The organism is Streptomyces sp. NPDC028419 (assembly GCF_055565515.1).
Map to the genome: position 1 here is coordinate 84,992 of NZ_JBVHUE010000017.1, position 26,758 is coordinate 111,749.

The window sequence follows — 26,758 nt, forward strand, 5'->3', positions numbered from 1 at the left end:
GGTGGGCGGCCCGCGGTCGGGGCCGCCCACCACCACGTTCCACGTTCAGGGAGTGGCGGGGCGGTGCCAGGTCGTGTAATCGGCGTCGCGCGCCGCCCTGACCTCGTCCGGATGGCTGGAAGTGGTCGAGCCGAAGTTCCCGTACCCCTGCATCTCGTGCGGACGCAGGCCGCCCTCGGGGATCTCGACCGGTTCCCGTTCCTCCAGCAGCTCGTACACCGCGCCGCCGTCCGGCAGGTGCGGCTGGCTCTCGGGCGTGGGTGGCGCGGGTTCCCGCGCCCGGACCCTCTTGCCCAGCCAGAACGCGCCGATCAGGAAGCCGACTACGGCAATCCCGACGACCAGGAACCACGCGATGTCGCTCAGGGTCGTTTCCATGTCGGATCTGTACCCGCGCCCGGCCCTCGCCATACCCAAGGAATCATGACAAAACAGTAGAAACTATGAATATATCGGCCCCTCCGTGTCGCGCAGCGCCCCCGTGCCCCGCGCCGCACTGCCCCGGGAGCTCAGCACGCCCAGGATCTCCGCGCAGATCGCGAGCGCGGTCTCGGCCGGCGTCCGGGCCCCCAGGTCCAGCCCGATCGGGCCGTGCACCCGGGCCAGCTGCGCCTCGCCCACCCCGTCCGCCAGCAGCCCCTCGCGCCGCCGCGCCTGCGTCTTGCGGGAGCCGAGCGCACCGACGTACGGGATCCCGCTCGCGAGCGCGCCCCGCAGCGTCGGGACGTCGAAGTCCGGCTCGTGGCTCAGCATCACCAGGCACGCGCCGTCCCGGCGGGCCCGCAGCACCTTGCCCGCCCCGGCGGCGTCGTCGACCAGCACGGCGTCCCAGCCCAGCAGCAGGGCCTGGCGCTCGATGACGCCCGCCAGCTCGCCGCCGCCGCCGATCACCAGGCAGGGCGCGGAGGGGTACGCCTCGACGAGCACCAGCCCGGACTCCCCGTACAGCGCGTCGCGCCCCGCCCGGTGCGTGCCCAGCAGCTCCGAGGCCCGCCGCTCCGCATCGGTGGCGGGGGCGTCGAGCGCCCGTACGACCTCGCTGACGGCCTGGTCGGCGGCCTCGTTCAGGCGCGTCACCAGCGCAACCCCGACGCCCTCGGCCAGCAGGTCCCACCACGCGGCCGGTACCGCCGAGAGCGGCTGGAGCAGGATCTCCGCCTGCCCGCCGCAGGTCAGCCGCGCCTGCGCGGCCTCCGCCCCGCGGACGGACACCTCGCACACCCGGGCGCTCTCCCCGGCCCCGACCGCCGCCGCCTCCGCGACGAGCTCGGCGTCGAAGACCCCCCGGTACAGGGCCCCCACGCACTCCCCGCGCGGATCGACGAGCACCGCCCCACCGGCGTCCCGGGGCCCGAACCCCTGCTCGGTGACGGGCCGCGCCAGAAAACCGGCCCGCCCCTCCGAGATCCACTGCCGTGCCGTCTCGGCCAGCTCACGCATGCCTGCCACCTCGATCGCCGTAAGACTCCCGATCCACAAAGTGCCAGGTCAGCGGCACGATGCGGCCTGCCCCAGATCCTAGGGACCCGGCCCCGCCACCCCAAGCCGCAAAACCGCCGATCCGCCCCCACCCCCCTCGTACGTCCCGCCGGAACCCGATCACCGCCCGGGTGGCTCCTGCGGGGCGGGCGCGGGGGTGTTGTCGTGGTGCACGTGCATGTCGCCGTCGGTGACCGCGTAGACGGTGCCGTGGTCGTTCGCCCTGTTGGACTGCTCGGATCCCGGTGCCGGCTCGGCCGGCGTGCCGGTCCCGACGCGGTTGTCGTCGCCGACGATGACGGGGCCCTTCGCGTCGCGGCCGATGCGGATGGTGACCTGGCGAGGAGGTGTGTCGGGCATGGTGGGGATCCTTTGCTGGAGGGGAGCGGTCGGCGGGCGGATCACGGGACGCGGGTCAAGGTGAACGGTTGGCAGCCGCTCACGCATGCTTCACCCCCGGATCCGGTTCCCTTGACCACCTGGGCGGTGGAGCCGTCGGGCGAGATGGTGATCGACATCGCGAGCGATCCGGCCACGCCGGATCCGGAACACGAGCCGTCCGGCCCCACCGCGTAGGCGCTCTGGGTGCCGCTGTACTTGGCGCCGCTGCCCGTCATCTTGAGGTCGATCGGTCCGCAATCGGTGGGCGCCGTCGCGGAGTACGAGTCGGTCCCTGACTTGACGAACGCGATCGTGACGCCTTGGGCGTCCCGCCACCGTCCGACCAGGCCGGTCGGGTCCGCCGACGGGGTGGTGGACGGGGTGCTGGCGGTGCTGGCGCCGGCCGACGGAGTCGCCGAGGGGGTGACGGCGGGCGTCATGACGGATGACGAGGTAGGTGCGGCTGCTTCGTCGGCCGAGGTATCCGCGTCCTGCATCTGGTTGAGCGCCATGCCCCCCACGACGACCGCCACGAGTACGGCGACCAGGGAGAAGACCAGGGTCGCGATGGAGGCGCCGGCCGCGACCCCGCCCGCCGCCGCTGCCCCGCTCGCTGCCCCGCCGGCCCCGCTCGCGGCGGCTCCGGTGTGCGCCCCGTCGCCCGCCGCGACCGCCCACGGACTGCCACCCGTCGCCATGGCGGCGTGCCCGGGCACCACGGCCGCCGCGTGCGGGGCGGCGGTGCTCGTGTGCCCCGCCAGGTTCAGCATGTGGGTGCTCACGCTGTGGGCCGGAGCGGTGGCGGAATGCGCGGCGCCGGTGGCGGCGCCGTGCGCCGTGCCGCTCGCCGCGTTGGGGGCGGCGCCCGTGGCCGCCGCATGGGCCGAGCCCGGCACCGTGGGCGTCGTGACGGCCGCCCCGCCGGGGGCCCCCGGCACCGTGGGCGACGTGACCGCCGCCCCGCCGGGAGCCCCCGGCACCGTCGCCAGCTGGTGCAACTGCTGCGCGGCAGCCGCGCCGGGGCCGTCGTTCAGCGCCTGCCACAGCAAGACGGCCTCGCCCAACAGCACCGCGAACATGACGCGTTGGCCGGTCAGCAGCGCCCGAATGGCCTCCTCGTGCGTGAAGTAGGCCTCGGCCTGCCGGTCGCCCGAGGTGCGGGCCGCGACCCAGCCACGACCGAGCAGCCGCCCCCACACGCCGAACCGCAGCGAACGGGCGAGCGCCGGGGACGCGGCGCGCGCGACCCGTACGGCGAGGTCCGGACGGCCCGCCGCCTCGGCCAGTTCGGCCGCCATCTCCAGGGCCCTGCTGTGCCCGGCCACCTGCGCCGGCGCCGTCTCCGGCCGTTCCACCCACGCGGCGAAGTACCCGCACAGGCGGTCGGCGGGGAAGGGCCGCGGGTGTTTGGCCCGCAGCGCCGGGCCGAGGTCGCCGGTGAAGCGGTACCCGTGCTCCGCCGCCACGATCAGCCCGAGACCGGCCAGCCGGTCACAGAGCCCGGCCGGATCCGGTACGTCGGTCAGCGCGCCGATGTGCACCGGGTCCACCTCGGCCCCGTACAGGGTCGCCAGGAGGTGCAGCACGCTCAGCTCCGCCGCGCCGAGCCGATCGAGTAACTCCGGCAGGATTCCTGCCACTTCGCCGGGCAAGGGCAGCCGGACCCGGCCCGCCGGACCGGTCCGGGCCAGGCCGGCCGCGCGCAACAGCGACAGCGGCAGACCGGCCGCGGCCTGCCACAGGTCGGTGGCCGAGCCGATTTCGCTCTCCAGCAGCGGCCGGCGCAGCTCCCGGGCCAGCAGTTCCAGCCCCGCGGCCCGGTCCAGCCCCTTGATCTCCAGGGCCGTGCCGTCGCTCCACAGGGACCGGTCGGGGCCCGCGAAGACGAAGGTCGCGTCCGGCGCCGCGTCGGCGAGGTCCAGCAGCTGCCCGTACGTCAGGTCGGCGTCGTCGAGGTACACGGTCACCCGCACCCCCGCCATCAGTCGCCGCAGTTCGGCCCGCGACGGCGCGTAGCCCGAGGCTTCGTAACAGGCCTCGAACACCTCCTGGGCGAGGTCCGTGACGTCGCGGTAGGCCGCCGTCAGGAAGACCACCCCGGCCGGGCCCGGATCCAGTTGCCGGGCCGAGTGGCGCAGCAGGGTGCTCTTGCCGACGCCGGGCGGCCCCCACAGCTGGACCAGGCCCCCGGCCCGTACGGCGGCGGCCAGCGCGGCGCTCTCCGCGGCCCGTCCCACCGGCTCCGGCACGCGCCGGGGCAGCAGCGCGACCTGCTCGCGGCGCACCGGGCGGGGCCGCTCGCGCTCCATGACCACGGTGACCCGCGAACCGTGCTGGGCGTCGACGACCATGTTGTGGTCGCCCACGATCACGGTGCCCGCGTCGCGGCCCACGGACACCTCGGTACGGTTGCCCGCGCCGGCAGCGGCACTCGTACCCGCCCGCGCACCGGGCGCCTCCTGCCCGGGTCCGGTCACCGGGCTCCCGGCCCCGTCCGTTCCGTCCATCGCCCCGTCCATCGCCCCGCCCTCCCGGCCGCGGCGTGCGACCGTCCTCTGCATGGCCTGCCTGTGGCCACGCTAGCCACGGCGCGGTGCGGCAATACCGTCATACGACTGTTTCGGAGGCGAAGGCGACGGCGGTCAGGCGGGCGAGGTCCTCGACCTTGATCGCCCGGTACCCGGTGGACACCACGCCCGTCTCGCGCAGCCGCCGCAGCGCCTTGTGCACGGTGGGCTCCGACGCCCCCGACAGGGTGGCGAGCTCCGGCTGGGTGATCGGCCAGCGGATCACCACCCCCGCGCCGCTGGGCTCCCCGTACGCCATGGCGATCTGGTGCAGCACCCGGGCCAGCCGGGTGGCGGCGTCGCAGCCGGTGAAGTCGACCCGGTGGCCGTTGGCCACGCGGAGCTTGGCCACGATCGACCCGTTGACGGCGTGCGCGATCCGCGGATCCCGCCGCATGCAGTCGAGGAAGTCCTCGCGGGTCACCATCCGGGCCACGGCGGGCCCGCAGGTCGTGACCGTCGCGGACCGGGGCCGACCGTCCACCGCCGCGAACTCGCCGACCAGGTCCCCGCCCATCCGTACGGCGAGCAGGGCGTCGCGGTGGTCGTGGGTCCGCGCGGTCGCCTTGACCACCCCGTCGAGCAGGATCACCACGAAGGTGGTCCGCTCCGCCTCGCGCATCAGCACGCGGTCGGCCGGATAGCGCGCCCGCGCGCCCAGTGCGAGCAGCCGGTCGCGCGAGGCCGCGCCGAGCCCGCCCAGCAGACTGGCCGACGGCCAGGCCCACTCGTCGCGCGGCCGGCCCCGCCCGTGACCCCGACCGGGAACACCGTCACCCACGCCCGCGCGCCCCGCTTCCCCGTCCGGCCCGCCCGGCTCCGTGCGCCCAGTGTGCGTCCCGCCCCCGCCGTCGGCACGCCCCGGATTCCCCAACTGGCTTGAAACGTACGCCCGTTCTCCGAATCCCGTAATCCGACGAGATCTCCGCGCCCCGGGGTGGGCAGACTCGGGGACATGGACACCGAGTGGGGCGAGCTGAACGAGCGAGACGAGCGGGACGAGCCGGACATGGAATACCGGGCGCTCCTGGCCGTCGACATCGAACGCTCCGCGGGCCGCGGGAACGTGCCGCTCCTGCGGATCCGCGAGGTGCTCACGACCGCGCTGCGCGCCGCCTTCGAAGTGAGCGGCATCGACTGGCAGGCGTGCCTGTGCGACGACCTCGGGGACGGCGTCCGGGTGACCGCCCCGGCGGGCGTGCGCAAGGCGCGCCTGCTCCACCCCCTGATCGGCGACCTCGCGGCCCGACTGCGCATCCACAACCGCGCGGCCGCGCCCGACACCCGGATCCGCATCCGGGCCGCACTGCACGCCGGTGACGTCGTCGTCGGCCCCTCGGGGCAGGTCGCGGGCCGCCCGCTGGAAGTCCTCGCCCGGCTGCTCGACGCGCCCCCGGCGCGCGCGGCCCTGGCGGCGGCTCCACAGGCGGTGACCACCTCGCTCCTGCTCTCGCGGCACTTCCACGAGGAGACCGTGCGCCACGGTTACCCCGGCATCGACCCGGAGACCTTCCAGGAGGTCACCTTCACCGAGAAGGAACACACGGCGCACGCCTGGCTCCACCTCCCGGGCCTCGCCCAGCCCCCCGCCGCGGCGCGGGAGCCCGTACCGCCTCCCCGCCCGGAAGGCTCCCGGATGATCAACCGGGCTTCGGGCCACGCCACCCTCTACGCGAACCAGCACGGCGCCCTGCACGTCCACACGCACGAGGAATGACCACCACGCCGACCATGACCACCACGCCGACCATGCCCACCAAGCCGACCGTGCCCACCCCACCGACCATGCCCACCACGAGGGAGCACCCGTGGACGACCTGACCGCGCTGGCAGAAGCGGGCGCCGCCGCCCTGGTCGCGGCGATGGCCACCGACCTGTGGCAGGCGACGCGGGCCAGGGCCCTCGACCTCTTCCGCCGCTGCGACCACCACCCGCGGGCCGCGGTGGAAGCCCAACTCGACGGCAACGAAGCCCTGGTCCGCGCGGCCGGCGCCCCGGACGAGGTCCGCCGCACGCTCTTCGCCTACTGGGCCCTGGAGCTGACGGAACTCCTGCGCCAACACCCGTCGGCCCGACCGGCCGTCAGCCACCTGGGCGCCGCGGCCCCCGCCCCCCAGACCTTCAGCATGACGAACACGGCCCGCGACTCGGCCACCCTGTACGCGGTCCAGTACGGCACGTACCCCGTCCACGCGGCGCCCCCGTACCCGTCCCCGGATCCGGACGCACCGCGATGACGGTGCGCCGCGGCCGCGCGAAGACCCCGCCCGAGCGAAGTGGTCGCTGACGGCGGGGTCTTCGGGTACTGCGTCAGTGCGTGGGGTGCAGGGCGGTGTGGGCGACGATGGCGAGCTGGATGCGGTTGCTGGTGCCCGTCTTGTGGCGCAGGCGGCGTACGTAGGTGTCGACCGTGTGGGGGCTGAGCGCCATGCGGTGGGCGATCGCCCGGTCGGTGGCTCCCTGGGTGAGGTGGGTGAGGAGTTCCCGCTCGCGGGCGGTGAAGGTGGGCGGCTGCGCCGCGGGGAGCGTCATGGTCTGGCCTCGGGTCCTTCCGGTGCCGTGCGGCGATGGGCGGGCGTGCGGGGTAAGGAGCGGGTGGTCACGGGCCCCATCCGTTGCCGCAGGGGTTGTCGATGCCGATGCCCCCGATGGTTGCCGGCCGCGCCACGAACCTCAGCTGGACCGGGGGAGTGGTGGGCTTGCACTTGACGTCCGTGACGGTGGTGGCCGTGCGCTGCGCGGGCGCGTCGGCCTGTGCGGGGGCCGCGAGGGCGAGCAGCGCGGCGGTGAAGGCGGTGGCTGCGGCGAGGGTGAAGCGCTTCATGGTGGTTCCGTCCGGATGCGGGGCCGAAAGGGCCCGGTGGAGTTGTCGTGCCGGGATGCCGGGGACGACTCCAGAATGACCACGGCGCGTTCTGTGAAGCCACGGTTCCTCCTGTCACTAAAGTTCCCTGGCAGCAAGGGGAGTGGGGGACGAAGTGGACAAAGAGCTGATCGGTGGGGCAATAGCCGCCGACGCGTCGGCGGCCGAGGAAGCGGATCGGGCGGTCTACCAGTGGGTGGCCGAGCACCGCCGCCTCGATGCGGCGGCCGCGGCCGAGGCGATCGGCCTGGACGCGGCGCAGGCCCGGGCCGCACTGGAACGGCTGGCCGCGGCCCGGCTCGTCCACGCCGATCCGCAGGAACCCGGCACCGGCTACGCCGTGGCTCCCGAGGTGGCCGCCGCCCAGCTCGCCGCCCCCGTCGAGGCGGAGATACGCGCCCGCCAGCAGCAACTGCTGCACATGCGCCGGCAGTTGCAGCAGTTCACCCCCTCCTACCAGCGCGGGGTGCAGGCGGCGGGCGGTGCGCTGGAGGTCGTCTCCGGCATGCACACCGTACGTACGCTCATGACCCGCGCCGCGGCGGCCTGCCGCAGCGAGGTCTTCACCTGCCAGCCCGCCAGCGGCTTCCGCACGCCCGACACCCTGCGCGACACCTTGGAGCGCGACCGTCCGCTGCTGGAGCGGGGCATCCGGCTGCGCGTCCTGCACCCCCACACCTCCCGCTTCCACGCCCCGACCCAGGCGTACGTCGCCGCCGCGGCCGAGCTGGGCGCCGAGCACCGCACGGCGCACGAGCTGTTCGGTCGGATCGTCGTGTACGACCGGGAGACGGCGTTCCTGCCGATGAGCGACGGCAGTTGGGGTGCGGTCGTCATCCGCGAGGCGCACACCGTCGCCTACCTCTGCGAACTGTTCGAGCACGCCTGGGAGCAGGCCGCCGTTTTCGCGGACGCCGCCAGCCAGGGCCTGGAACAGGTCGCCCGCGAAATCGACCACACCATCCTGCGGCTGCTGGGCGCGGGCCTGAAGGACGAGGCCATCGCCCGCCGGTTGGGCATGTCCCTGCGCACGGCCCGCCGCCACATCGCCGACATCATGGACGGCCTCGGCGCCGACAGCCGCTTCCAGGCCGGAGCGGCCGCCGCACAGGCGGGCCTGCTCACCGACGGGGCCTGAGCACCCCCGGCCCCCGACCCCCGCCCCGCCCCTGCCTGCGCAGGTGAGGCGGTGGGCGGGGGCGAGGCGGAATTCCGGTACCGGTTAGTCGCGGATTTCGCGAAAGCGTCGTGCGGCACAGGATTGCACCTGTCACCCCGACCACCAACCGGGCCAAAAGGGCAGGCAGTTACCGCCGCGCCGGCCGGAATTCAGGAAGGCCGTTTCCGATGCCGCGCACGGCCCACGTTCCCGACGAAACGGAAATTCTCCTCGTCGAGGAAATCATGCTGTTCCTCTCCGTCCACCTCGGCCGGAATCCCGGCCTCATGTGGCTGGAGCACGAGCCCTCGAACCCGGGCGTCCTGGAGGAGTTCCTGCCGAGCGCCCTCGCCGACCGGCTGGGCCGACCGGTCACCGTCGTGCCCCGCTCCACCAGCACCGCACAGGACCTGTTGGTCTGCCAGCTGAGCGGGGCCGACACCTGGCACGTCGCCCCTCCTGCCGGGGCCGCGCTGGCCCTGCGACTACAGGCCGGGGAAGTGCTCTACGCCCCGGCGGGCTCCGTCTGCGCCCCGCGCCACGGCTCCCGTTCCCAGGCCCTGCTCCTCGCCCTCGGCGACCCCGGCGCACCCCGCTTCGTTCCCCGTACCCCCACCAGAGAAGAGAGAACACCATGACCAAGAACACGATTGCGACGCGCACGAAAAGGACCGCTTTCAAGGCCACCGTCGTCGCCATGGCCATCGCGGGAGCGGTGGCGATATCCGCCCCCGCGGCGATGGCGGACCCGAACATCCCGGGAACCTCCGGGGCGGGAAACCCCATCCTCGGTCAGGACCAGTCGGGCGTGCGGGCCAATCCGCGTGCAGGCGGGGCCGATCTCCTCGGCGCGGTCCAGTGGGGCATCGACAAGATCTTCGACGAGTTCAAGGCTTCCGGCCAGTACAAGTCGTTCGTCAACTCGATGCTGAACCAGGTCGACCAGGACACCAACCGCAAGTACAACATCGTCGTGGTCTACCTGGAGAACGACTTCGGCGCGGCCAACGTCGACACCGGCGCCCTGCAGGGCGGCCCCGGCGTGAACAACACCCCGTACTTCCGGGCGGGTTCCGTCAACGGCTACTCCTACGGCGTCTACATCTTCGACCACGGCACCGCCGACTTCCAGCGGACCCTGATCTGGCAGCAGGGCACCTCGGTCACCGCGTCGACCTCGGCGAACGGCGGCCTCCACGGCAACGCGACCGGCGTCGGGCCGAGCGTTTTCGGTCCGATGGTGGACCACCTCCGCTTCGACAGCCGCAGGTCCGGCCCGACGGGCGGCGACTCCATGCTCGGCGCCGGCCAGACCCTCTCCAAGGGCAGGCAGATCGCCTCCCCGAACGGCCACACCCTCGCCATGCAGGACGACGGCAACCTCGTGGAGTACGCCGACCGTGCCCGCACGCAGGTCCTGCACGCCAGCAACACGGTGGGCCGGGGCGACCACCTGACGATGAACTGGGACGGCAACCTCATCCTGGCCACCGCCAACAACACCCCGCTCTGGTCCACGGGCACCCCCAACAACCGGGACGCCTGGCTACAGATCCAGGACGACGGCAACCTCGTGCTCCACAAGTCCGACAGCTCGGTGCTGTGGGCCGTCAACCCGAACGGCTGGCCCCAGACCACCGGCGGCGGGGGCGGGAGCGACGGCGGCGGGGACCGCGGGGCGCACGGCGCCGGCAACAACGGCCAACGCGGCGGACACCCCGACGGCTCCTGGATCACCCTCGTGAACAAGGGCAGCGGCCGCGCCATCGACGACGAGCGCGGCGGCACCGACAACGGAAACAAGATCCAGACCTGGGACCAGCACAACCAGAACGAACCCGCGCAGGGCTGGCGCCTCGACCCGAAGGGGACCGCGGACGGGATGACGGTCTACGCCCTCACCAGTCGGACCAAGGACGCCCAGGTCCTCAACCTCTCCGGCGCCGACAACCGCAGCGCACAGCTCTACCGCTACGACGACACCAACAACAGCAAGTGGCTCTTCCTGGGCACGGGTGACGGTTGGTACAAGGTCTACTCGGCCAACAAGCGGAACGACTGCCTCACCGACAACGGCCGCGGCAACCAAGTCACCATCGAACCCTGCACCGGCGCCGACAACCAGCAGTGGGGCAGCTACCTCTACTGACCCGGAACGGCTACCGGCGTCGCCGGTACGGCGCGCAGATCGTCCGAGGTTCAGGTGGACGTGGCTGGTCCATGCCAAGCCGCGGCAGTTCGTACTCGGGAACGAGAAAGCTGTCGTACGTCTCCGGGGCGGAAGACTCGCCCCAGTACACGGCGCCGGCGACGACGAACCCGCCCAGCAAGTGCTCACCGAGCACGAAGGGCCGCGCGTCGTACCAAGGGTCTGGAACCGCCTCGCGCAGCTCGGCCTCCTCCTCGCCGGAGGCGTCGCGGATGGTCAATGCGGGGTAGTGCGCCCGGACGGACAGGGCGCTGACGTTCTTGAAGAGGACCTCCAGCGTCGTCGAGAAGCCCTGATCGTCGTTCTGGTGCCCTCTGAGCAGCAGTTGACTGTGCCCGATGATGTAGGTGACCAGCCGGACCGGCCGCGCGAAGTGCACCGGCAGATGGGTCAGATCGACCTGTCGAGTCACTGCTTGATCTCCCTGACGCGCGAGAGGGCCGGCGCCTGATCCTGGCACGTCGCCCTTGAGGTGCGCACTTGGCCGCACATACGCGAAGACCCCGTTCTCAGCGTTGCCGCTGATGGCGGGGTCTTCGGGCACTCCTTGCGAAGTGCCCCCGGCAGGATTCGAACCTGCGCACACGGCTCCGGAGGCCGTGCCACGGGCCGCTGCGAAACAGGCGTTGACCTGGTGTTTCTTGCCTCCATGCGCTGAGGGGGGCTGATCTCTATCGCATACCGTGCATGGGTGTCGCGGAGTCGCAGCCCCCAGACCAAGTGCGCCGACCGACGCGGGCCAGGCCGACGCTCTGTGGACGACCACGCCTGCTGCGGCAGCCGCACGGATCCAGGCGGCAGCCTTCGGTGGAAGCAGCTGGATCTCATCGGAGGATCAGAGATGCCCTGGTGCTGCAACATCGCTGAACCCATGATCCTCTTCGTCCCGACTGAGGTCCGGGCCCCAACTGAGGTCGTCATGCCCCACGGTGAAGATGCGTCGCGTTACGCAGATAACCCCGAAGTCGTCGCCGCGCGGCTTGCAATGGGACGTGTCGGCACCTCTCCGGTCTTCGGGCCGGAAAGATCAACCTGGTCCGCATGTATACCCCTCCCGACAGGACAATCCATCAGGAGTGTCCGATAATTGATGTCACAGAAGCCGACACACTCGCAGACAGGGGAGTGTTATGAGTGGGAGTGGAGCGCGGGAAAACCGCCCGGTTGAGAGGAAGCGTCAAGGCAGTAAAAAAGGCAAAAAAGGAGATACGGAACCGTTCCGACCCGGCTCCGGGTCAGTGCTCGCCCCATCTCCTGCGCCTCCAAATGTCATCAAAGGGCAAGAGGGTGAGGTTTATCGACCTGGCACCAAGAAAACCACCACGCCAGCGCCGACACCCCACTCGCGCGAAGAGGTCGAGAGGTGAAAGGCCCTCAGCGCTTCGAGCGATGCTTCGAATTCGAGATGAGTTGGCATGGACGAAATTGCCGGACCGGACGTAGCGAAGCTGATTGACAAGTTCTTGGACGATGAGCGAGCCGTTAGGTCTTCGGCGCAGGCGCGCGGTTTGGCGGTTATTACGACCTCCGGCACCTTGGTGACCTTGCTTCTCGCCTTCGCCGCCTTGGCCACCAAGAAAGCTCAAACGTTTACCCTTCCCCCTGATTTGAAGCTCCCGCTGGCACTCGCTTCAATCCTCCTGGTCGTTGCAGCGATAATCGGACTCATCGCAAATTCTCCACTCAGGAAGACCGTTGAGCTTAATTTCGCCAGTTTGGATCAGGCGTTGACCCCCGAGCTGTGGAACGCCTCACCAGAGGAGGTCACGCGAGGGATCGCCCTCGACCAGGTTGCCGTGCTTGTCGACGCCCGGAAACTGAATACCGTCCGGGCGAGAATATTGCTAGCGGCGATCGCTGCTGAAATTGCTGGGATTGCATGTGCCACCTGGGGTGTTATTGCCCTAGTGGTCGCAGCCTAGCTTTGAGGTCCATTTCACGGACCCGATCCACGTCTCACGAAACACTGCAGGTGCTGCGGGCAACTTGAAGTGCGCGCATCCATCCTTTTCCGCCCAGGCAAGACGTGCGAAGCTGGACCTCACGGGAGGCCTAAGCCACCACGCGCACCGGAACAAGGAGGAAACGTGCCCAACCCCAGCCCGCGGGGAACGTACTTGACGGTCTCCGGTTTGCTGCGGGCAAGGATCGCCGAGGGAGCCTACTCCGATGGCCTTCCGTCCGAAGCAGAGATCGGGCGGGAGTTTGGCGTGGCCCGCACGACCGTCCGTCGTGCGCTTCGCGCCCTGGAGGAAGCCGGCGACGTGACCACCGTCGCCGGGGTCGGCCGCCAGGTCGGCGGCGGGTCACAGGTGGCGCCATACAAGCGGATCATGACGGACCTGCTGGAGCGCATTCGGACGGGCGAGCTGCCCGCCGGCGCTCGGCTCCCAAGCGAGGCAGAACTCTCCGAATCCTACGGCGTTGCACGCGGGACCGTCCGTCGTGCCGTGCACGAACTCGAAGGCGCAGGGCACGTTCACGCTCAGCACGGAGTCGGGCGGTTCGTGGGCCCAGCGTCCTGATTCTCAACGCCTTGGGGGCACTCACATGCAGTTGGCCAAGTGGGCTCACGATCTCGCGGAGTCCCTGCTTGCCGAGACCCTGCCGACCCGGTGGGCTCATTCTCGGCGCGTCTACTCACAGGCCCTGACGCTGGCCCCGGCACTCGGCGAGGATGCTGAACTTCTGGCCGCAGCGGCCATTGCGCACGACGTCGGGTACGCGCCGGCAGCCGTGGACACGGGGCAGCACATGATCGACGGAGCGCGCTACCTGCGTGACGTGGTGGGCGCCGACCCCAGGCTATGCAGTGTCGTGGCCTTCCACACGTCATCTCCCTGGGAGGCCTCTGAGCTGGGGCTGAGCGAGGCTCTCGCCGAGTTCGGCCCCGCAGAGCCCGTGCTGGTGGATGCGATCACTTACTGCGACCTGACCAGCAGCCCCGTGGGCTCGCTGATGGATCCAGCAGAGCGGTTGACCGAGGTACTCGACCGGTACGGCCCGGATCACGTCGTGTTCCGGGCCGTATCCGCGGCTCGGCCTGAGCTGCTGGCCCGGGTTGGCCGCGTGCGTCAGCGCAGCTTCGAGACAGAGCGGTCCAAGCTCAGCTAATCCGGGGAACCGGCGAGTCGAGGAAACCTTCCGTGAGCCGCCGGCGGGTGGTGGGCGATACGCCAAGGGACTCGATCTCTGCCTGAGGAACCCACCGGACCTCCAGGGATTCCGAACTCACCTTGATCTCGCCGCCGACCGGTCGGGCCCGGAAGCAGAGTGAGAACTCTTGCCTCACCTCTCCGTCCGCGAACGCGATGACATGTCCTGGGTCGGTGAAGATTCCCACCAGGCCAACGACCTCGACGAGAATCCCGGTTTCCTCCAGGACCTCGCGGACTACCGTTCCTGCGATGTTCTCTCCGATCTCCTGGACACCCCCCGGCATGCCCCAACGGCCGTTGTCCGATCGCCGCTCCATCAGCACATCGCCCGCATCGTTGACGACGAACGCCGTCACTGCGGGCACGATGCTGTTCGCCTTCGGTGCGTCGGGGTCGTCGAAATAGTCAGTACGGCGGCTCATGCTCACCCTTCAATGGGGACTGCTTCGGACCAGACCTTTTCGAAGCTCTGCTGATATGTGGAGACCAGCTCAGCACCGGCGACCTTGCGCAGGTGGAGAACCGGAGTCAGGGGCGCGCTCACCCCGTACACCTGCGTGTTCACCAACCACTCGTCATCCGACCGGTAGAGCGAGTTATGCAAGGTTGACCGGTGGATCCGGAATTCGATCCCTGGAACCGAGTACAGGGGGCGGTAGAGCTTCATCACTTCGCGAACCTTGTAGGCCACGCCCTCGCCGATTTCCTCCTCGTCCCCTCGGCGTCGGATCTCTGGGCTTTCCGGGTCTCCGAGCAGGATGCGGGCCCGAACACCGCCAGCCGCTTTCAGCCTGAGAAGCTGCGGCCAACGCGGATTCTCGGCGAGGAAGACTCCCGCGTGGACCAACACTCCGATCTCCCGTTCCGCCCGCCCGAACAGCTGGAGCCATAGGTCGGCCGGCACGTAGGAGCGGTGCGGGTAGACCTTCAAAACCTCCGCATCAGCAGCGTCCTTGCGCTGCCCGTCCGGCAGGCCGTCCGGCCAGAAGTAGCCCTCGTCCTCCCGCAGGAAGGCCGAGATGGCAAGACGGTGCTTCCGGTAGGGCGCTCGCCCCTTGGTGATCCAACGCTCCACGGTCTTGGGGTCGACCCCAAGCTGCTCCGCAAGGGCATCTACGGCGACGCCTTGCGTCAGCATCGCGGACCTTAACCGTTCGTTCGGCATCCCACCCCCAGGGACGTCCAGGGACGTAGTCGCCCCCCAGAACGCTATCGAGGACGTCCCAAGTCGTCCAGGGACGCGGTGACTTCGTCCCGCCCTTCGACGGCACTCTGATGCCACACCACAAGACGGACCGGCTGAGGCGCAGAGCTTGACAGCCTCAACCAGAACCGCCAATGTGGGATACACGTTCAAGCATGTATCTCATGCGGTCGACGCGGCTACCTAGCGCTGACCTGCATGAATGCCTGCGACGAGCGACGTACAGCTAAGGGCGGGGACGCTGCAATCCCGCCAAAGGCCAGGGGATAGGGCGAGCGGTTGGCGCCTGACTGGCGAGGTGGCCCGGCGACCGCGAGCAACGGCCGGAGAGTGGGGACTGGATCCCCCTTGCAGTGCTGCATCCCAGTTGAGACGACGTAGGAGGACACCATGATCCGCTTAAGAATTCGGGCCTCGATCGTGCTGGACCTGTGCGGACGAGCATGCCCCTCGCGTCATCCCCTGAGCCGCCGTGACAACGCACCGGGATAGCTGGTGACTCGCCGCTCAGGGCCGCGCCTTCGGGCTGCGGCGGTTGCCTCCTCCGCACGTCCGGCGCTTCGGCGCTCTACGTGCGGAGTTGAGGGGAGCTGGTAGATCCGCTCCACCCCCAAACGCTGTGCGGCCCCCGGCGCTGGAACGCCGGGGGCTGCTGAGTCCCGTTCCTCTCTCGAAGGAGCAAGACCCATGAAGTCCATCGTTGCACTTCACGACGTTGTTACCCCGTGGTCGGACGGTCTGGAGCCGTCGGACGCGGAGTTGGACGCGATCGAGTGGGAGATGCCGCTGATCCTGGCGGACGTCGACCTGCTCGACGCGGAGATCGCCGTCCTGGACCGGACGCCGTCTGAGCTGGACGAGCAGCGGATCCGCCGGGCCCGCCGGCGGATGCTGGCCGTCCGCCGGGACCTGACCAACCAGGCCGCCGCCGCGGTGAGCGTGCCGGGCGGTGCCGCATGACGCACAGTGCCCGCCTCGCGAACAGCATCTTCGGCCACTGGGAGGTGTACGTGGTCACCGGCAGCGCCTCCCCGGATGACTGGCCGGACCACTCCTTCGCCCGTACCTCGCCGGTCCCCACCCTCGCCGAACGCGCGGCCGCTCTGGCTGTCCTGGGCTACGAGGTGGCCAACGGCGCGAAGTGGGACTGGCAGGAGATGGACGATGAGGGCACCGACCCGGTCCGTCTCCTCGCCGCGGTCGACGTCCACCGGATCGGCCGCAAGGCGGACCGGTGAAGGCGCGGTCGCCGCTGGGGCAGATCGAGGCCCTTGAGGGGATGGTGTCGAAGCTGACGCGGGTCCTGGTGGCCGTCGCGTTCGTGGCGCTGGTTTTCACCGCGTCGAACGTGACGATGTTCGCCATCGATCACCACGTCTCCCCGTGGATCGCCTGGCTCCTCGATCCGATGGTCGCCGTCGCGCTCGGCACGGTCCTCATCTTCGACGGCCGTCTCTCCGAGTACGGGCTCTACCCGTCCGGGTGGGCAGCAGTGCTCCGCTGGTTCGCCGGTGTGGGCACCTGGGTGATGAACTGCTGGACCTCCCTGTGGCCCACCGGAACCGCCTTCGGGATCCCCCGCGCGGTGGACCCGGCCGGGCTCGTCCTCCACTCCATCCCCCCAGTCCTCCTGATCGTCCTTGCCGAGGCGATCAACCACTACCGCCACCAGATCCTCACCAAGATCGCCGAACTCCGGGACCTGGTGGACGCCACGGTGGACGAGGTGGACGCCACCCCCGTCCACCCGGCTTCCACCCTGGCCGCAAGCCCGGCCGTGGTGGATGGCCCGGCGGAGCCGACAGCCCCACCCCAGTACCGGGCGCCGCTGGTCATCTGCGGTGACCAGCAGGTGTTCCACCCGGTCTTCCCCCTCACGTCCACCCCCGTCCACCGGGCCGAGTTGGTACTTGCTCGGTTGCCCGCCGACGAGGCGACGAACGTGATCCGTGAGTGCTGGGTGGAAGGCGTGTCGATCCCCGAGGCGGCCCGGCGTTCCACCCGTTCCACCTCCTACGTCCACAAGCTTTACCAACGCCTCAACGACGACCGTCGAGGTCCCGATGAACTCATCGTCGGGTTGGGCTGATGGCCGTGCTGCCCGTGTACCGATGGCGCCTGGCTCCCGATGGTCTGGCTACCCGCAGGCAGCTCCGCGCTGCCGGGCTCCGGCCCGGTGGTCAGGACGTCGCCGCCGAACTGGAGCGGCCCCGCCGGCGACGCGGCCCGCTGGTCGCCTACCTCTACCGGCTCGACCTCGCCAAGCCCGTCCGGCCGATGACCCCGGCCCGCCGGGCCGCGCTCGCCAAAGCGAACGCCGCCCGCCGCCGGTGCCCGATCTGCCGACGGGATGCGGGGTACGTCATCCCGGCCTCGCTCGGCATGTGCGTGCCCTGCCACGACCGAACTGAACAGCGCGCCGCCTGAACCGCTCTCGTCCGAAGGAGTTCGCCGTGTCCCGCCGCATCCGTACGACGGCCGCGCAGTCGGCCGCACCCCGCACCGTTCACATCCCGCGTCAGCGCGGCAAGCAGGGCCCGCAGGTGATCGTGGTCGTCTCCGAGCAGCCGACCCTGACTGCCCGCGCCACCGCCGCATCCGGTCGGTGGGTGTGGAAGCACCGCCGCGCTTGGGCCCCCACCGGCCTCGCCGTCCTGCTCCTGGCCGCCGCTGGCATCGTCCACCTGTTCGCACCGTGGGCGACGCTCATCGCCGCCCCGGCCGGCCTCGCCCCGCTGGGCTTCTGGGGCTGGAGGGCCAAGACCGGCCCCGCCCCTTCCCGCACCGTCTCCGCCTGGCGGACCGCCGTCGCCGCTCTCGCCCTAGCCGCGCTCGCCTGGTTCTGCCTGGCCCTGTGGTTCGGTCCCGCGAGCGCGGCCCTGATGGGTCTGTGGACGCTGGCGGCCCTGGCCGCGCAGGTCATGTGGCTGATCGGGCGCCGCACCACCCCTGCCGCCAAGCCCACCGTCACCACCCCTGAGAGGACCATCTGATGTCCGACTGGATGCCGAACAACAACATCGGAACCCCCGGCCCCCGCCGTGACCCCAACGGCGGCAGTCAGCCGGGCGCCTGGCCGCCCGGGGACTCGCAGGGCGGTTGGCAGCAGCCCGGCCCCTTCGGCCCGGGACCCGCAAACGGCGGCACGAGCCGCTCGCGGACCTCGAACCGGTCCCGGGAGTACCACTTCCACATCAACGACCCCGGCCGCCCGCAGGCCGGAGGGGACTTCGGTCCGCAGAACGGCCGGGGCCAGCAGCAGGGCGGCGGGCGTGGGCAGGGCTCCGGGGGCCGGCGCATGCACTCCCCCTTGGGGGACCCGGAGTTCTTCAACAACGTGGACATCCGGAACTACTGCGAGCAGGGCCGGGGCCTGTTCCTGCAGATGTCGTTCGAGCTGGCCAACGCCGCCGAAATGCTCAACGCCGTCCTCAAAGAGGTTCCCGACCCCGAGGGCCGCCCGTTCGGGTCGAGGGCGCGGGCCCGGCGGGTGTCGCGGCGGATGAAGAAGGCCGCAGAGGAGGCCCTGGGGACCGCGAAGAATCTCGCCGCGACCTACGCGGCGTTCCAGCGCGAGTTCGACCCGCAGCTCGCCCCGCAGGCCCGGCGCCCCCGTCAGGGCCGCTCGTTCGACTTCAACGCCTAACCGACATCTGATCGTAGGGAGGTCAGAGCATGCCCCACACCAAATCCACCCACGACACCCGGCAGCAGGAGTTCGAGGCCCAGGGGGAGGGCGGCGGGATCGGTGAGTACCTGCTGCACCGCGCCAAGCCCCACCTGCCGCCGTGGCTGGCGGGGGCCGGGACCGGCCTGGCTTCCCTGCCCGCCCACTACTTCTGGTCCGGTGAGCCCGGCGTCACCGCCGGGCTCACCCTCGCCTCCGTCGCCCTGACCGGGCTGACCTGGTGGGCCGGACGCTCCACCACCCAGCAGCGCCGCCTGCACTCGGCGGTCACGGTCGCCGCGGCCTCGACGTGGTTCACCGCCGCCGCGATCGCGGGCCCGTCGGCCGGGCCGCTTGGTGAGCTGTACTTCATCGGCGCCCCGGCCCTGGCCCTGTCCTGGAACATCCGCCAGATCCTCCGCAAGAACGTCGAAGGCCCCGCCGCCAGCGCGGATGGCGGGTTCCTGGAGAAGGTCGGCTTGGCCAAGACCCAGGTGCTGCGGTCCGAGGTCGGTCCGAACAAGGCGGCGTTCGACTTGCAGCTGCCGCGTGGGGAGTTGACTCCGGACGACGTCAGCAAGAACATCACCCGTATCGCGGGTGCCCTTGACGTCCCCAAGACGGCGATCCGGATCCAGGAGAATCCTGATTCGGCGTCGCGGGTCATGCTGACCGTGGTCCCGCTGGACCTCCTCAAGAACACCGTCCCCTGCCCCGGACCCAGCGCCCCCGGGGAGTCGATCAGGTTCCCCGTGGTCGTCGGGATCTACGAGGACGGCACCCCGGTGACCATGTGGTTCCCCGGGGACCCGGACGCCGCCCGCAACGCGATGATGCTCCTCCTCATGGGCATGACCGGCTCAGGTAAGAGCGAAGGCGGTCTGACCGCTCTCGCGGAAGTCCTGAGCCGCAAGGACGTCATCGTCTGGGCGTCCGACCCGTCCAAGGCCGAACAGACCCTGGGCCCGCTCCTTCCGGCGATCGACTGGGCCGCCCTCGATCTGCCCTCGACCAAGGCCATGATCGAAGCTCTCAAGGCTGTCATCCCGGCCCGCACCGCGTGGATGGCGAAGTACGGGTACAAGCAGTGGGTCCCGGCTTGCGCCGAGGTCCAGGCCGACGGATCCCCGGGCATGCCCTACCTGGTGGCGTGGTTCGAGGAAGCGGCCAAGACGATCCGTGAGACCGACGACGACGTGTTCACCGGCATCGCCCAGGAAGCACGCTCCGCCGGTGTCTCTCTGGTCATCTCCATGCAGCGCGCGTCCGGCAACCAGGTCTCCACCGACACCCGCGCTTCCTTCGGGTCCGCGTGGGTCCACGGGGTCCGCAGCGAGGGCGACGCCCGGTTCGCCCTGGATGACGAGGTTCTCGACGCCGGGGCGGCCCCACACGTGTGGAAGGACAAGAAGCCCGGCTACTCCTACCTCGTCGCCAACGGTGTTCCCGATGACCTGTGGGCCACCCCGCTCCGCGACTACCTGACCAGCGTGGACTACCTCCACTGGGTCGTCGTCACCTTCGCCGACATCCGGTCGAAGATCGACCCGGTGACCGCCGGGGCAGCTGCTCGCGCCGTCGACCGCGCCTTCACCGCCCGCACCCGCTACCCCCTGCCCGGCACCACCGGCGAGCCGGAGACCGCCATGAGCAACGGATACCGGCCGGACGAGGACGACGAGGACGACTACGGGCCCGAGGAAGAGGCCTACGACCGGCGCCCCCACTTCCGCTACGAGGACGACGAGGACGACGAGGGGGAGTTCATCGACGCGGAGGAGGAGCTGCCCGAGGTCGAAGAGGTCGTTCAGTTCGCGACCCGGCCGCCGGACGCACCCGCGGTGAAGCTCACCACCGCCGAGGCCCGGGCAGCGATGGAGGACCTGCTGGAGGAGTTCGAGGACGAGGGCCGCGAGGTCGTCGGCCCGGCCGACTTCATGGAGCACTGCGACCGCCACGGACGGGGCCGTTCCTGGGTCTCCGGACAGGTCGCCACGTTCGTCATGGCCGGACGTCTCGCCGAGACCAACGAGGTCGGCCGCTACCGGATCGTCCCGTACCGGATGGCGGCCTGACGCGTCAGACGCGTCTGACACCCCTGACGGCCACAGAGCCCCAAACACAGGTCATACGCGTGCGCGAGGGGTGTCAGACGGGTGTCTGACGCGTCTGACACCCCCACCAGACACCCGGCCTGACACCCCTGACACCCCGCCCTGACAGGGCCCCGGCCATCCGCGCCGGGGCCCTGTCGGTCTTCCCCCGGAGCCCGCCATGCCCGACTACCTGACCCCTCCCGCCGTCCCCGCGCCGGTCCGGTACGGCGACGCGATCCTCTACCCGCCCGCCACCCCCGAACCGCGCATGCTGCCCGCCGAGATACCGCCCGGCGTTCAGTACGTCACCCTCCCCGACGGCATCCGCACCCTCGCCTACACCCAGCCCCAGACCCCCGCGCCCGCCCCGGCTGCCCAACCGATCCCGGCATGGGCCAAGACCACCGCGCTCCTCGCCCCGACCCTCGGCGGAGGCGTCGCCGCGGCCGGATTCGGCATCGCCTACGCCGCCCCGGGACTGATCGCCATAGCCGACACCCTCTGGGCCGCGATCGCCCTCATCGCTGCCGGAACCCTCGCCCCGCTCCTCCTGCGCGCCGGACGCGGACCGAGCCGGGGTACCGCCCCGGTCCAGCACGTCACCCAACACATCAGCGCGTCCGGCATGTTCGGACGCGCCTCCGGCACTCTCAATAACCGCTGAAAGGCCACCCCATGAACCAGGACTGGCCCCCGCTGTCGGAGCTGATCTCCGACGCGGCCGCGCTCCTCACCGGCAAGCACACCATCCGCTGCCCCCACCCCGACTGCCGCGTCAGCATCCGCTACCGCCACGTCAACCCCGACGAGGCCAAACGGCTGATCGACGTCGCCACCGACCACACCCGCCACTGACACGACGAGAGCGGCCCCCCACTCACGCCAATGAACCGGGGCCGCTCTCTTCCAGATCACACTGGAGGAATCCAGCATGACCCACACCACCGACATCCCGCGAGACCTTGACCGCCCGGCCTTACTGGATCTGTTCTCCTGCGCCGGCGGCGCGGCGATGGGCTACCACCGGGCCGGGTTCGCGGTCGAGGGCGTCGACATCGCCCCCCGCCCCAACTACCCGTTCCCCTTCCGACAGGGCGACGCCCTCACCGTCCTCGCCGAGCTGATCGAGTCCGGAGAGATCGCCACCTACTCGGCAATCCATGCCTCGCCGCCGTGCCAGGACGGATGCGCTCTCACCGTTGGCACCAACCGCGCCAAAGGCTGGGGCCGCACCCACGTTCAGCTCATCCCCGAACTCCGGGTGCTGCTTGACGCGACCGGTCTTCCGTACGTGATCGAGCAGCCCAACGGCAAAGCCCCCGTCCGCCGCGACATCACCCTGTGCGGGGAGTCGTTCGGCCTCGGAGTTCTGCGCCACCGGAACTTCGAACTCGGCGGTTGGACCGCACCTCGCCCGGTGCACCCTAAGCACCGCGGCTACGTGCGCGGTTGGCGGCACGGCGTCTACCGCGATGGCCCGTACGTCGCCGCCTACGGGGCGGGCGGGGGTAAGGCCACCATCCGCGAAATGCAGACCGCGATGGGCATCGACTGGACCGATGCTCGCGAGGAACTGACAGAGGCCATCCCGCCCGCCTACAGCGAGTGGATCGGCCGTACCTTCCTCTCCCGCACCCTGACCGGGGCGGTCGCGGCATGAACGCGTTGCTGAACGCCGCCCTCGCGACGGCGGCGCGGAACTGGCCGGTCTTCCCACTCCGGCCCGGGTCCAAGGTCCCCGCTCTGCATGGCGAGACGAAATGCCCCCGCACCGGTGCGTGCGCCGACGGGCACGCGAAGCCCGAGCAACGCGCGACCATCGATCCCGATCGGATCCGGACCGCTTGGGCCGGCGCCCCGTACAACGTCGGCTTGGCCACCGGCCCGGCGGGGCTGGTCGTCATCGACCTCGACCCGCCCAAGCCCACAGACCCGCCCGGCACCCACAGCGGCGCACAGATTCTCGACGCTCTCCGCGAGGTGACCAGGGAGCACCTACCGCCCACCTACACGGTGACCACGCCCTCCGGCGGGACCCATCTGTACTTCGCCGCCCCACCCGGGGTCACCATGCGCAGCACCCAGGACATCCTCGGACGGCACATCGACACCCGGGCCTGGGGCGGGTACGTCGTCGCCCCTGGCAGCACCACCCCCGCTGGTACCTACACGGTCAGCGACGACCGGCCCCTAGCCTCGCTTCCGGGCTGGCTGCAGGTGAAACTCACCGCCCCGCCACGGATCATCGCGGCACCCGTCCGCGCCTCCATCCGGCCGGACGGCGGCGGACGCAGGGCCGCCTACGCCCACGCAGCGCTGCGCAACGAGAAGAAGAACGTCGCGGACGCGCCCGAAGGGCACCGGAACAAAGCGCTCGTCAGGGCCGCCCGCGCCCTGGGGAGGCTGATCGCGTCCGGCGACCTCGACCACACGGCGGTCCAAGAAGCTCTTAGCCGGGGGGCGGAAGCGGCCGGCCTCAAGCCGTACGAGTACCGCTCCGCGATCACCAGCGCCCTCAACTGGTCCATCCGCCACAACAGCGGCAGCCGGAAGATCGCATGAGCAGCCGCGAACACCCCCCGGCTAACAGCCCTACCTCCACACCTACCGGCCCCAGCCCCGCCGAACCCGCCCCCACCCCGGACGGCAGTAGCGCGCCGAAGGTCGTCGCCGAAGGCGTCCTTTCATCCGTTCGCCCGGACCCGGGCCGGGACGACGGGCGCCGGCCCGTCGCCTGGCTCCACATCGTCGCCCCCGGCCGCGGCGTCACCCCGACCGTCCGGTCCTGGTGCCAGTGCGGGCGGGACCTGTTCGCCGCCGGACAGGCCCGCGCCCTTGCCCTGATCGCTGACCACGGCCACCACCGCTCCGTGTGCCCCCTGGGCCGCACCGCCAACGACCAGAGGGAGGCAGCATGAACCCCACCACCGACGGTGCGCCCAAGGGGACCGGCCCGGACGGCACCCAGTTGCTGGACGAGATCGAGGCCTTCCACCGCCGCTTCAACATCTTTCCCGTGGAGGCCGCCTACGTGGCCGTGACCCTCTGGGACGCGCACGCGCACCTACTGGACTGCTTCGACGCCACGCCCCGCCTGGCGTTCCTCTCCCCGGAACCTGCGAGCGGCAAAAGCCGGGCTCTGGAGATCGTGGAGACCCTCGCTCCCTACCCGATGGTCGCGGTGAACGCCTCCGCATCCGCCCTCTTCCGTGCCGTATCCGGCATGGACGCTCGCCCCACCATCCTCTTCGACGAGATCGACACCGTCTTCGGGCCCAAGGCCGGTGAGAACGAACAGCTCCGCGGCTTCCTGAACGCCGGGCACCGCCGCTCCGGCGTCATGTACCGGTGCGTCGGCGACGGCTCCAACCAGCAGGTCCAGGAGTTCCCGTCGTTCTGCGCGGTCGCCGTCGCCGGACTTGGCTCCCTGCCCGACACGATCCTGAGCCGCTCGATCATCGTCCGGATGCGGCGCAGGGCCCCCAACGAGGAAGTCGAGCCCTTCCGGCAGCGCTTCCACGAGAAGGAAGGCCACGCGCTCCGCGACCGCCTCGCAACCTGGGCCGACAGCGTCCGGCACCTCGTCGAAGGCGCCTTCCCACAGATGCCCGAAGGCGTCACCGACCGTCCCGCCGACGTATGGGAACCCCTCCTCGCCATCGCCGAGGCCGCCGGGGGCGCCTGGCCCGGGCGGGCCCGTACCGCCTGCGCCGAGATGGTTCACGCCCTGGCCGCCGACGACAAAGGCAGCATCGGCATTCGTCTCCTCACCGACCTCCGTGATCAGGTCTTCGGCGACGCGGACAAGCTGCCCACCGTCAACATCCTCGCCCGCCTCAACGCTCTCGACGATGCCCCCTGGGCCGACATGGGTGGCAAGCCGCTCGACTCCCGTGGCATCGCCCGGATGCTTCGCGAGTACAGCACCAGCGGGAACAAGCCCGTCGCTGCCCGCCCTGTCCGCACCGGCGCCGACGTCGTCCGCGGCTACTACGCCGAAGACCTCCGCGATGCATGGACCCGGTACTGCCCCCCTCAGAAGTCCGCTACATCCGCTACATCCGCTACGCCCACCCTCGACACGGCCTTGACCAGCAACAACACCTAGTCGGCTCGCCACAGCGATCCGCTACACCCGCCCGTCCCATCTGCTACATCCGCTACACCCCACGCGCTCGTGTAGCGGGCCGATCCGCTACACGGGCGCGCATCCGCTACACCCGAAGGCCCCCTGACCTGCGGTGTAGCGGATGTAGCGGATGTAGCGGACCTGACGAGGGCCCATGAGGGCCGACCCGTCACCGAACTCTCCCGCGATGAAGGAGTCTCGCCGTGGCCAAGCCCCGCGACGAAATGCTGACCATCCCGCAGGTGGTCGAAGAAATCGGTGTCCCGAGAGCCACGTTCTACCGCTGGAGGCAGTGCAAGAAGGGACCCAAGGCGATCAAGCTCCCGAACGGTTCCGTTCGGATCCGACGGTCCGAGTTGAACCGTTGGCTGGAGATGCGGGAGGAAGCCGCGTGACGAGCAGTGTCGCTTCCGGGTCTGAGCAGAACAATGGCTCGGACCCGGAGGGGTTTTCCCTCGACGTCCGCCTTTGGAATGTGACCAAGGCGCAGAGCAAGACCCGTCCGTATCAGCTCCGCTGGATTGTCGGGGGCAAGGTCAGCAGCAAGACGTTCGCCACCGTGGCGCTGGCGGGGAGCCGGCGTTCCGAATTGTGGTTGGCCATGAAGCGCGGCGAAGCGTTCCGTATCACGGACGGCCTGCCCGAGTCTGAGGTCCGTGCCGCCACGCAGGCCGCAGCCCCCGCGGATGCTCGCGAGGAGCTTTCCTGGTTCACCTTCTGCCGTGAGTACATGGCCATGCGCTGGCTCACGGCTGCTGCGAAGACACGCGAGGGCATTGCGGATGGTCTCGCTGCGGTGACCCTGGCCATGGTGGAGCAGGACAAGCACCTGCCCGAGGTGGGGGAGTTGCGCCTCGCCCTTCGCTGGGCCGTTGTCCCGGCAAATGCCGAGTTGAAGCCGCCGGCTGAACTTGAAGATGCCCATCAGTGGCTTTCGAGGAAGTCGCTGCTCGTTTCCGCGTTGGAAGATCCGAAGATTCTGCGAGACGTCCAGTACCGGCTTTCGTTCAAGCTGGACGGCACGCCTGCGGCGGGGGAGACTTCCCGCCGCAGGCGCCGCGCCTTGAACACCGCCGTGGAATACGCGATCGAGCGCAAGCTCTTGGTCGAGAACCCTCTTGCCGCGCTCAAGAAGGTGAAGGTCTCTTCATCGGATCGTGTCGACCCGCGCGTTCTCGTGAACAAGACACAAGCCGCTCAATTGCTCGCCGCGGTTTCGTACGTCGGGACGTGGGACCGCAAGAAGGGTCGCCGTCTGGTGGCGTTCTACGCGGTGATGTACTTCGCGGCCCTCCGCCCGAGCGAGGCGGTGGGGCTGAGGAAGTCGGACTGCTACCTCCCCGAGAAGGGATGGGGGACGCTCACCCTCCGGGACACGCACCCCGTGTCGGGCAAACAGTGGACGGACAGCGGGGAGCGCCACGACAAGCGAGGGCTGAAGTCCAGGGAGGCCAAGGACGACCGACCGGTTCCGATCCCGCCGCCGCTGGTCGCCATACTCCGCGCCCACCTGAAGGAGTTCGGCACGGCCAAGGACGGCCGACTCTTCACGAATGAGCGGCTCGGTCTCGTCGGCAGCAGCACGTACTGGCGGGTCTGGAAGGATGCCCGGGAGTACGCGCTTCCTCCAGATCTTCAGGTCTCGGTTCTCGGAGGGCGTCCCTATGACCTCCGGCACACGTGTATCACCATGTGGCTCAACGCGGGTGTTCCCGTGGCCGAGGTTGCTCGGCGCGTAGGAAACTCGCCTGAGGTTATCCACCGTGTGTATGAGGGGTGCATCTATGGTCAGGAAGCGGCTATGAATTCGAAGATTGAGGCAGAGTTGGACTGGCAGGGTTAATTG

Annotated in this window: 33 protein-coding genes and 1 tRNA gene; 23 read left to right on the forward strand and 11 right to left on the reverse strand. The window is 70.3% G+C overall.

What is annotated here, in order from left to right; translation table 11 throughout:
• Positions 1–45 precede the first annotated feature (45 nt).
• From ACZ4UB_RS20805 to ACZ4UB_RS20825, 5 genes are all read right to left on the reverse strand, one after another.
• Complete coding sequence (locus ACZ4UB_RS20805) at positions 46–378, reverse strand: DUF6479 family protein (protein WP_468072059.1); 333 nt, start codon at positions 376–378, stop codon at positions 46–48.
• 63 nt (positions 379–441) lie between these two features.
• On the reverse strand, positions 442–1,440 hold the full coding sequence (locus ACZ4UB_RS20810) for an XdhC family protein (RefSeq protein WP_468072061.1): 999 nt from the start codon (positions 1,438–1,440) through the stop codon (positions 442–444).
• Positions 1,441–1,599: 159 nt separating this feature from the next.
• Positions 1,600–1,839: a hypothetical protein gene (locus ACZ4UB_RS20815; RefSeq protein WP_468072063.1), complete on the reverse strand. Its 240-nt coding sequence runs from the start codon at positions 1,837–1,839 to the stop codon at positions 1,600–1,602.
• Between the two features lie 41 nt (positions 1,840–1,880).
• Positions 1,881–4,421 carry an ATP-binding protein gene (locus ACZ4UB_RS20820; RefSeq protein ID WP_468072065.1) on the reverse strand — a complete coding sequence of 847 codons (2,541 nt, stop codon included), beginning with the start codon at positions 4,419–4,421 and terminating at the stop codon, positions 1,881–1,883.
• A gap of 46 nt (positions 4,422–4,467) precedes the next feature.
• Positions 4,468–5,208: a Crp/Fnr family transcriptional regulator gene (locus ACZ4UB_RS20825; protein ID WP_468072067.1), complete on the reverse strand. Its 741-nt coding sequence runs from the start codon at positions 5,206–5,208 to the stop codon at positions 4,468–4,470.
• Positions 5,209–5,382: 174 nt separating this feature from the next.
• Between ACZ4UB_RS20825 and ACZ4UB_RS20830 the strand changes: the two genes are divergently transcribed.
• Together ACZ4UB_RS20830 and ACZ4UB_RS20835 are read left to right on the forward strand one after the other, a co-directional pair.
• Positions 5,383–6,144: a hypothetical protein gene (locus ACZ4UB_RS20830; RefSeq protein ID WP_468072069.1), complete on the forward strand. Its 762-nt coding sequence runs from the start codon at positions 5,383–5,385 to the stop codon at positions 6,142–6,144.
• Positions 6,145–6,235: 91 nt separating this feature from the next.
• On the forward strand, positions 6,236–6,664 hold the full coding sequence (locus ACZ4UB_RS20835) for a hypothetical protein (RefSeq protein ID WP_468072071.1): 429 nt from the start codon (positions 6,236–6,238) through the stop codon (positions 6,662–6,664).
• A 73-nt stretch (positions 6,665–6,737) separates the two neighbouring features.
• Here the strand turns inward: ACZ4UB_RS20835 and ACZ4UB_RS20840 are convergent, their stop codons facing one another.
• On the reverse strand, positions 6,738–6,959 hold the full coding sequence (locus ACZ4UB_RS20840) for a response regulator transcription factor (RefSeq protein WP_468072073.1): 222 nt from the start codon (positions 6,957–6,959) through the stop codon (positions 6,738–6,740).
• Between the two features lie 67 nt (positions 6,960–7,026).
• Entirely contained in the window at positions 7,027–7,251 is a 225-nt protein-coding gene (locus ACZ4UB_RS20845) for a hypothetical protein (RefSeq protein ID WP_468072075.1), read from the reverse strand.
• Positions 7,252–7,405: 154 nt separating this feature from the next.
• Between ACZ4UB_RS20845 and ACZ4UB_RS20850 the strand changes: the two genes are divergently transcribed.
• The 3 genes from ACZ4UB_RS20850 to ACZ4UB_RS20860 all read left to right on the forward strand — a co-directional run bounded on the left by ACZ4UB_RS20850 (position 7,406) and on the right by ACZ4UB_RS20860 (position 10,598).
• Positions 7,406–8,428, forward strand: a complete 1,023-nt coding sequence (locus ACZ4UB_RS20850; RefSeq protein WP_468072077.1) for a LuxR C-terminal-related transcriptional regulator — start codon at positions 7,406–7,408, stop codon at positions 8,426–8,428.
• A 209-nt stretch (positions 8,429–8,637) separates the two neighbouring features.
• Positions 8,638–9,087 carry a hypothetical protein gene (locus tag ACZ4UB_RS20855; protein WP_468072079.1) on the forward strand — a complete coding sequence of 150 codons (450 nt, stop codon included), beginning with the start codon at positions 8,638–8,640 and terminating at the stop codon, positions 9,085–9,087.
• Positions 9,084–10,598 (forward strand): RICIN domain-containing protein, encoded by a 1,515-nt coding sequence (locus ACZ4UB_RS20860; RefSeq protein ID WP_468072081.1) that lies wholly within the window; start codon positions 9,084–9,086, stop codon positions 10,596–10,598. Before ACZ4UB_RS20855 ends, ACZ4UB_RS20860 begins: the two co-directional genes overlap by 4 nt.
• A gap of 10 nt (positions 10,599–10,608) precedes the next feature.
• Here ACZ4UB_RS20860 and ACZ4UB_RS20865 read toward each other — a convergent pair whose 3' ends face one another.
• Positions 10,609–11,070, reverse strand: a complete 462-nt coding sequence (locus tag ACZ4UB_RS20865) for a hypothetical protein (RefSeq protein ID WP_468072083.1) — start codon at positions 11,068–11,070, stop codon at positions 10,609–10,611.
• A gap of 143 nt (positions 11,071–11,213) precedes the next feature.
• Positions 11,214–11,283 (reverse strand) — tRNA-Arg (locus ACZ4UB_RS20870).
• 790 nt (positions 11,284–12,073) lie between these two features.
• Here ACZ4UB_RS20870 and ACZ4UB_RS20875 point away from each other — a divergent pair.
• The 3 genes from ACZ4UB_RS20875 (at position 12,074) to ACZ4UB_RS20885 (ending at position 13,772) form a co-directional block, all read left to right on the forward strand.
• Positions 12,074–12,580: a hypothetical protein gene (locus ACZ4UB_RS20875; protein WP_468072085.1), complete on the forward strand. Its 507-nt coding sequence runs from the start codon at positions 12,074–12,076 to the stop codon at positions 12,578–12,580.
• A 165-nt stretch (positions 12,581–12,745) separates the two neighbouring features.
• Complete coding sequence (locus ACZ4UB_RS20880; protein ID WP_468072087.1) at positions 12,746–13,183, forward strand: GntR family transcriptional regulator; 438 nt, start codon at positions 12,746–12,748, stop codon at positions 13,181–13,183.
• A gap of 25 nt (positions 13,184–13,208) precedes the next feature.
• Positions 13,209–13,772, forward strand: a complete 564-nt coding sequence (locus tag ACZ4UB_RS20885; RefSeq protein WP_468072089.1) for an HD domain-containing protein — start codon at positions 13,209–13,211, stop codon at positions 13,770–13,772.
• Here the strand turns inward: ACZ4UB_RS20885 and ACZ4UB_RS20890 are convergent.
• Together ACZ4UB_RS20890 and ACZ4UB_RS20895 are read right to left on the reverse strand one after the other, a co-directional pair.
• On the reverse strand, positions 13,765–14,238 hold the full coding sequence (locus ACZ4UB_RS20890) for an NUDIX domain-containing protein (RefSeq protein WP_468072091.1): 474 nt from the start codon (positions 14,236–14,238) through the stop codon (positions 13,765–13,767). The genes ACZ4UB_RS20885 and ACZ4UB_RS20890 overlap by 8 nt on opposite strands.
• A 2-nt stretch (positions 14,239–14,240) precedes the next feature.
• Positions 14,241–14,954, reverse strand: coding sequence for an XRE family transcriptional regulator (locus ACZ4UB_RS20895; RefSeq protein ID WP_468072093.1), 714 nt, complete (start codon positions 14,952–14,954; stop codon positions 14,241–14,243).
• Positions 14,955–15,707: 753 nt separating this feature from the next.
• Here ACZ4UB_RS20895 and ACZ4UB_RS20900 point away from each other — a divergent pair.
• The 15 genes from ACZ4UB_RS20900 to ACZ4UB_RS20970 all read left to right on the forward strand — a co-directional run bounded on the left by ACZ4UB_RS20900 (position 15,708) and on the right by ACZ4UB_RS20970 (position 26,755).
• Positions 15,708–15,980, forward strand: a complete 273-nt coding sequence (locus tag ACZ4UB_RS20900; protein ID WP_468072095.1) for a DUF6284 family protein — start codon at positions 15,708–15,710, stop codon at positions 15,978–15,980.
• Positions 15,977–16,258 carry a DUF6303 family protein gene (locus ACZ4UB_RS20905; protein ID WP_468072097.1) on the forward strand — a complete coding sequence of 94 codons (282 nt, stop codon included), beginning with the start codon at positions 15,977–15,979 and terminating at the stop codon, positions 16,256–16,258. The genes ACZ4UB_RS20900 and ACZ4UB_RS20905 overlap by 4 nt, the downstream gene beginning before the upstream one ends.
• Positions 16,255–17,109, forward strand: a complete 855-nt coding sequence (locus tag ACZ4UB_RS20910) for a hypothetical protein (protein WP_468072099.1) — start codon at positions 16,255–16,257, stop codon at positions 17,107–17,109. The genes ACZ4UB_RS20905 and ACZ4UB_RS20910 overlap by 4 nt, the downstream gene beginning before the upstream one ends.
• A complete protein-coding gene (locus ACZ4UB_RS20915; RefSeq protein WP_468072101.1) occupies positions 17,109–17,447 on the forward strand; it encodes an RRQRL motif-containing zinc-binding protein in 339 nt (112 codons plus the stop codon). Before ACZ4UB_RS20910 ends, ACZ4UB_RS20915 begins: the two co-directional genes overlap by 1 nt.
• 26 nt (positions 17,448–17,473) lie before the next feature.
• Positions 17,474–18,013 carry a hypothetical protein gene (locus tag ACZ4UB_RS20920; protein WP_468072103.1) on the forward strand — a complete coding sequence of 180 codons (540 nt, stop codon included), beginning with the start codon at positions 17,474–17,476 and terminating at the stop codon, positions 18,011–18,013.
• Complete coding sequence (traA, locus tag ACZ4UB_RS20925; RefSeq protein ID WP_468072104.1) at positions 18,013–18,666, forward strand: plasmid transfer protein TraA; 654 nt, start codon at positions 18,013–18,015, stop codon at positions 18,664–18,666. Before ACZ4UB_RS20920 ends, traA begins: the two co-directional genes overlap by 1 nt.
• A gap of 29 nt (positions 18,667–18,695) precedes the next feature.
• The gene (gene traB / locus ACZ4UB_RS20930; RefSeq protein ID WP_468072106.1) at positions 18,696–20,762 is read left to right on the forward strand and encodes a plasmid transfer protein TraB; all 2,067 of its coding nucleotides are present in this window, start codon (positions 18,696–18,698) and stop codon (positions 20,760–20,762) included.
• A gap of 199 nt (positions 20,763–20,961) precedes the next feature.
• Positions 20,962–21,447, forward strand: a complete 486-nt coding sequence (locus tag ACZ4UB_RS20935; RefSeq protein ID WP_468072108.1) for a hypothetical protein — start codon at positions 20,962–20,964, stop codon at positions 21,445–21,447.
• Positions 21,448–21,458: 11 nt separating this feature from the next.
• Positions 21,459–21,638 carry a hypothetical protein gene (locus ACZ4UB_RS20940; RefSeq protein WP_468072110.1) on the forward strand — a complete coding sequence of 60 codons (180 nt, stop codon included), beginning with the start codon at positions 21,459–21,461 and terminating at the stop codon, positions 21,636–21,638.
• Between the two features lie 76 nt (positions 21,639–21,714).
• The gene (locus ACZ4UB_RS20945) at positions 21,715–22,443 is read left to right on the forward strand and encodes a DNA methylase (protein WP_468072112.1); all 729 of its coding nucleotides are present in this window, start codon (positions 21,715–21,717) and stop codon (positions 22,441–22,443) included.
• Positions 22,440–23,345, forward strand: a complete 906-nt coding sequence (locus tag ACZ4UB_RS20950) for a bifunctional DNA primase/polymerase (protein WP_468072114.1) — start codon at positions 22,440–22,442, stop codon at positions 23,343–23,345. Before ACZ4UB_RS20945 ends, ACZ4UB_RS20950 begins: the two co-directional genes overlap by 4 nt.
• Positions 23,342–23,701 (forward strand): hypothetical protein, encoded by a 360-nt coding sequence (locus tag ACZ4UB_RS20955; RefSeq protein ID WP_468072116.1) that lies wholly within the window; start codon positions 23,342–23,344, stop codon positions 23,699–23,701. The genes ACZ4UB_RS20950 and ACZ4UB_RS20955 overlap by 4 nt, the downstream gene beginning before the upstream one ends.
• Positions 23,698–24,891, forward strand: coding sequence for a DUF3631 domain-containing protein (locus ACZ4UB_RS20960; RefSeq protein ID WP_468072118.1), 1,194 nt, complete (start codon positions 23,698–23,700; stop codon positions 24,889–24,891). The genes ACZ4UB_RS20955 and ACZ4UB_RS20960 overlap by 4 nt, the downstream gene beginning before the upstream one ends.
• Positions 24,892–25,115: 224 nt before the next feature.
• Positions 25,116–25,307, forward strand: coding sequence for a helix-turn-helix transcriptional regulator (locus ACZ4UB_RS20965; protein WP_354382845.1), 192 nt, complete (start codon positions 25,116–25,118; stop codon positions 25,305–25,307).
• On the forward strand, positions 25,304–26,755 hold the full coding sequence (locus tag ACZ4UB_RS20970) for a tyrosine-type recombinase/integrase (RefSeq protein ID WP_468072120.1): 1,452 nt from the start codon (positions 25,304–25,306) through the stop codon (positions 26,753–26,755). The genes ACZ4UB_RS20965 and ACZ4UB_RS20970 overlap by 4 nt, the downstream gene beginning before the upstream one ends.
• Positions 26,756–26,758: the final 3 nt, after the last annotated feature.